The sequence below is a fragment of the Poseidonibacter sp. genome (genome assembly GCF_041821165.1).
Lineage (GTDB): Bacteria > Campylobacterota > Campylobacteria > Campylobacterales > Arcobacteraceae > Poseidonibacter.
In genome coordinates, this window is the sequence record NZ_JBGUES010000207.1 from 1 (window position 1) to 3763 (window position 3763).

Below are 3763 nucleotides of genomic sequence, written 5' to 3' on the forward strand. Positions count from 1 at the left end.
ATATCTTTTACATTTTCATCTTCTAATAATTCAAATACTATTCTTGAAGCATCTTTTTTATGCTTTTCTAATAAATCAAATATCATATTTGAAACATTCTCTTTTTCTATATCTAAAGCAGATAAGTTTATAGAAATATCTTTAGTAGTTTTACTTAGGGCATCAAAAGAGTTATTAAAAACTATTTGAGTAATTTGAGAATAAAATCTACCTTTTTTAGCAACATCTAGGAAAAAGTATGGTGTTAGAATTTTATTTGTTGGTGTTATTAATCTAACTAATGATTCATATTTCACAATCTCTTTAGTTTTATTATCAATAATTGGTTGAAAATAAGATATTATTTTTGAATCTTTGATTGCCGTATGTACCATTTCTAAAGTATTTAAATTCGTTTGTGCTTGTTTTTTCTCAATTTGAGCTAGACCATTTGCAATAAAAAAGTCACTGTGCCCTTTTTTGATTTTTTGTAAACCATAAGTACAGTTTTCTAAAATATCATCACCATAAGAAAGACTTACTCTAATTGAAATATCAAAAACCTTACCATCAATTTCAAAACTTGAACTATTTACATTATGTAAAGCTTTTTTTACATTATCTATAATTTCATCTATATCTTGATTATTTGAATCTTTTGCAAATGCAAATCTTCCATGACTTAAAGTATAAACAGTATCAAATAAATTTTTATTTGGAACACTTTGAAGTAATGTATTAGCAAATACTGTTTCTATATGACTAATCTCTTTGTGTCCATAAAACTTTGATAAGTTATTATAATCTACAATTTCTATTAATGCTAATATTGGTTTTATAGAAAAATCGATTAAATCTTCTAATTGTTTTTGCTGATTCATAATATCTGTAATATCACTTCTAAGTGCAATATACTCAACAATATTACCATCTGCATCAAGAATTGCTTTTATTGTTGCTTGAACATAATATGATTTTCCACTTTTAGATTTATTTCTAATAGTACCTTTCCATATTTGTTTTTTACCCTTTAAACTTTCCCACATCTCTTCATAGAATTCTTTTGGGTTTTCAGGATCTCGTATAATATTATGGTTTGATCCTATTAACTCTTCTTTAGAAAATTCAGAAATTTTACAAAATTCATCATTTACATAAGTTATTTTTCCTGTTGGATCTGTTTTTGATACAATTAAACTATTATCTGTTACTTCTTGATATTGCCCTAATAAAGACATATATGTTCTTGATTTTTCTTTTAGTTGTACTTTTTGGATTACTTTGTTTAAAACTACTAAAAATTGTTCCATATTTATTGGTTTTAGCAAGTATCCTTCAACTCCAAGTTTAATACTTTCCATAAAGTAATTTGGCTCATTATAAGCTGATAATACAAGAATAGGAACTTCGTTATCTGTTTCTCTTATTTTTGATATCATTTCTAAACCACCTAATTTAGGCATATTAATATCTGTCATAATTAAATCAAATTTTTGTTCTGTAAATCTTTCGTATCCCTCTTGTCCATTTTCTGCAACAGTGATATTTTTAAAGAATTCTCTTAAAATAATCATTGTCGAGTTTCGAACTTCTTCATTGTCTTCAACATATAAAAGATTTAGGTTATATGAATATTTAATTATTTCAGTAAGTTTATGCATGATTCCTGCTTGGGTTTAATTTTGAGCTATTATATAAAATAACTCTTAGTAAAATCTTATTTTATCTAAATTGTGTCAAAAAAAAAGATTTATGAGTATTTAAGTGTTAAATTCATTATTATTTTGTATTAATTAATATTTTTAGATATTATAAGTGTAATAATTTAAAAGGAAAAAGTAGTGAATATTTATGATTTTAATGTAACAGATATAAATGGTCAAGACGTTTGTATGTCTAAATATAAAGACAAAGTATTATTAATTGTAAATGTAGCTAGTAAATGTGGCTTTACAAATCAATATGAAGGACTTGAAGAGTTATTTAGAAGATATAAAGATAAAGAGTTTATGGTTTTAGGCTTTCCTTCAAATCAATTTGCAAGACAAGAACCAGGAACTTTAGAAGAGATTAAAGAGTTTTGTACAAATAATTACAATATAACATTTGATTTATTTTCAAAAATTGATGTAAATGGACAAAATGAACTTCCACTTTATACTTATCTTAAAGATGAAGCAAGAGGAATATTTGGTACAAAACAAATTAAATGGAACTTTACAAAATTTCTAGTTGACTCAAAAGGAAATATCGTAAAAAGATATTCATCTATTGTCCCACCTCAAGATATTGAAGAAGATATTTTAAAACTTTTTTATTATCCAACTTATGTATAGAATAAAATAAAGAAATTAATATTTTTTGTTATAAATTTAAATTTTATTTCAAACTATTATATTATACTTCACTTAGAAAAATAACTTAAAAAAAGACACCAAAATGAATAAACTTCTAATCTTAATAAGTACATGTTTTATATGTCTTATTCAAAACTTAAGTGCTAACACAGCAAATATACAAACAGTTGAAAAACCAAAAATTGTAATTGGTTATTATGGAAGACCAAATAGTTCTACATTAGGAATATTAGGTGAAAATAATATTGATGATCTTATAAAAAAAATGAGAGATAAAGCTGATTATTTTAGTAGTGAATTAAATAATAATGTAGATATAAAACTAGCTTTTCATCTTATTCATTCACTAGCAACAAAAGATCCAGGAAGAAGAAATGATTATCTTTTAGGAATGCAAGAATCATCAGTAATGAAATATATAAATAGAGCTAAAAAAGAAGGCTTTTTAGTTTTTATAGATGTACAACTTGGAACAAAAACTCCATATGAAGCCCTACTTCCAATTCTTAAGTATTTAAAATATGATAATGTGCATTTTGCAATAGACCCTGAGTTTAAAATACCAAAACATAGACGTTACCCTCCTGGAAAATATGTAGGTCATATTTTTGCACAAGATTTAAATAAAGCACAAAAATTAATTAGTGATTATATGCTTGAAAATAATATTGAAGGTAAAAGAGATTTAATTGTTCATATGTTCCATAAAAGAATGCTAAGAGAAAAACAAGATGTTAAGAAATTTGAAAATATCAATTTAGTTTATAATATTGATGGTCATGGAAAACCTGCAATAAAAATAAGCATTTACAATAATTTATATAATCAAGAACAAGAAAAAATAGCATATAGTGGATTTAAAATATTTAATAATTCAGATTCTAAACCACTTATGACTCCAAAGCAAATATTAGGTTTAGAGCCCGTAAATGGTAGAATTATTCAGACTAAACCTTATTATATTAATTATCATTAAGAATATTAAATTTAAGCAGATAATGTATAGTTATAGATACTACTTAAGCAAGTAGTTCTATTTGACTATCAATATCTCGCTTACATTGCACTAGGGTATCACTATCTAATTTAAGCTCTTTAGCTTTTTGATTTATTAACAAAAAATGGAACACAAAGTTCTGAACAATCTTTCTGCAACTTCTTACTTTTAAATCAGTTTTTATTAAAAAAAATCTTTTTTAAAACTACTTTAAGCTTAAAGCTTAGATAAAAGAAATAAAAGACATAATACTAAATGTTAAAATATGCAATATAATTTAAAAATTAAAGAGTAATTCAAGTAATTTACTAAGGAGAAAGTCAATGAAAGGTTTAAAAAAAACAGCAGGTATAGTAGTATTTAGCTTAAGCATACTATTTCCACTTCATTTGTTTTCAGATACACTAAAAATAGCTACAGATGAATGGTG

The 3763-nt window shown here is 24.4% G+C and carries 3 protein-coding genes; 2 read left to right on the forward strand and 1 reads right to left on the reverse strand.

Translation table 11 applies throughout. The features are described from left to right. Positions 1-1640: response regulator (locus ACERKK_RS12010; RefSeq protein WP_373773316.1), on the reverse strand; the 1640-nt coding region annotated here is incomplete at its 3' end. Between the two features lie 180 nt (positions 1641-1820). Here ACERKK_RS12010 and ACERKK_RS12015 point away from each other — a divergent pair. Together ACERKK_RS12015 and ACERKK_RS12020 are read left to right on the forward strand one after the other, a co-directional pair. After that, positions 1821-2315, forward strand: coding sequence for a glutathione peroxidase (locus ACERKK_RS12015; protein ID WP_373773317.1), 495 nt, complete (start codon positions 1821-1823; stop codon positions 2313-2315). 103 nt (positions 2316-2418) lie between these two features. Further along, positions 2419-3312 carry a hypothetical protein gene (locus ACERKK_RS12020; protein ID WP_373773318.1) on the forward strand — a complete coding sequence of 298 codons (894 nt, stop codon included), beginning with the start codon at positions 2419-2421 and terminating at the stop codon, positions 3310-3312. Positions 3313-3763: the final 451 nt, after the last annotated feature.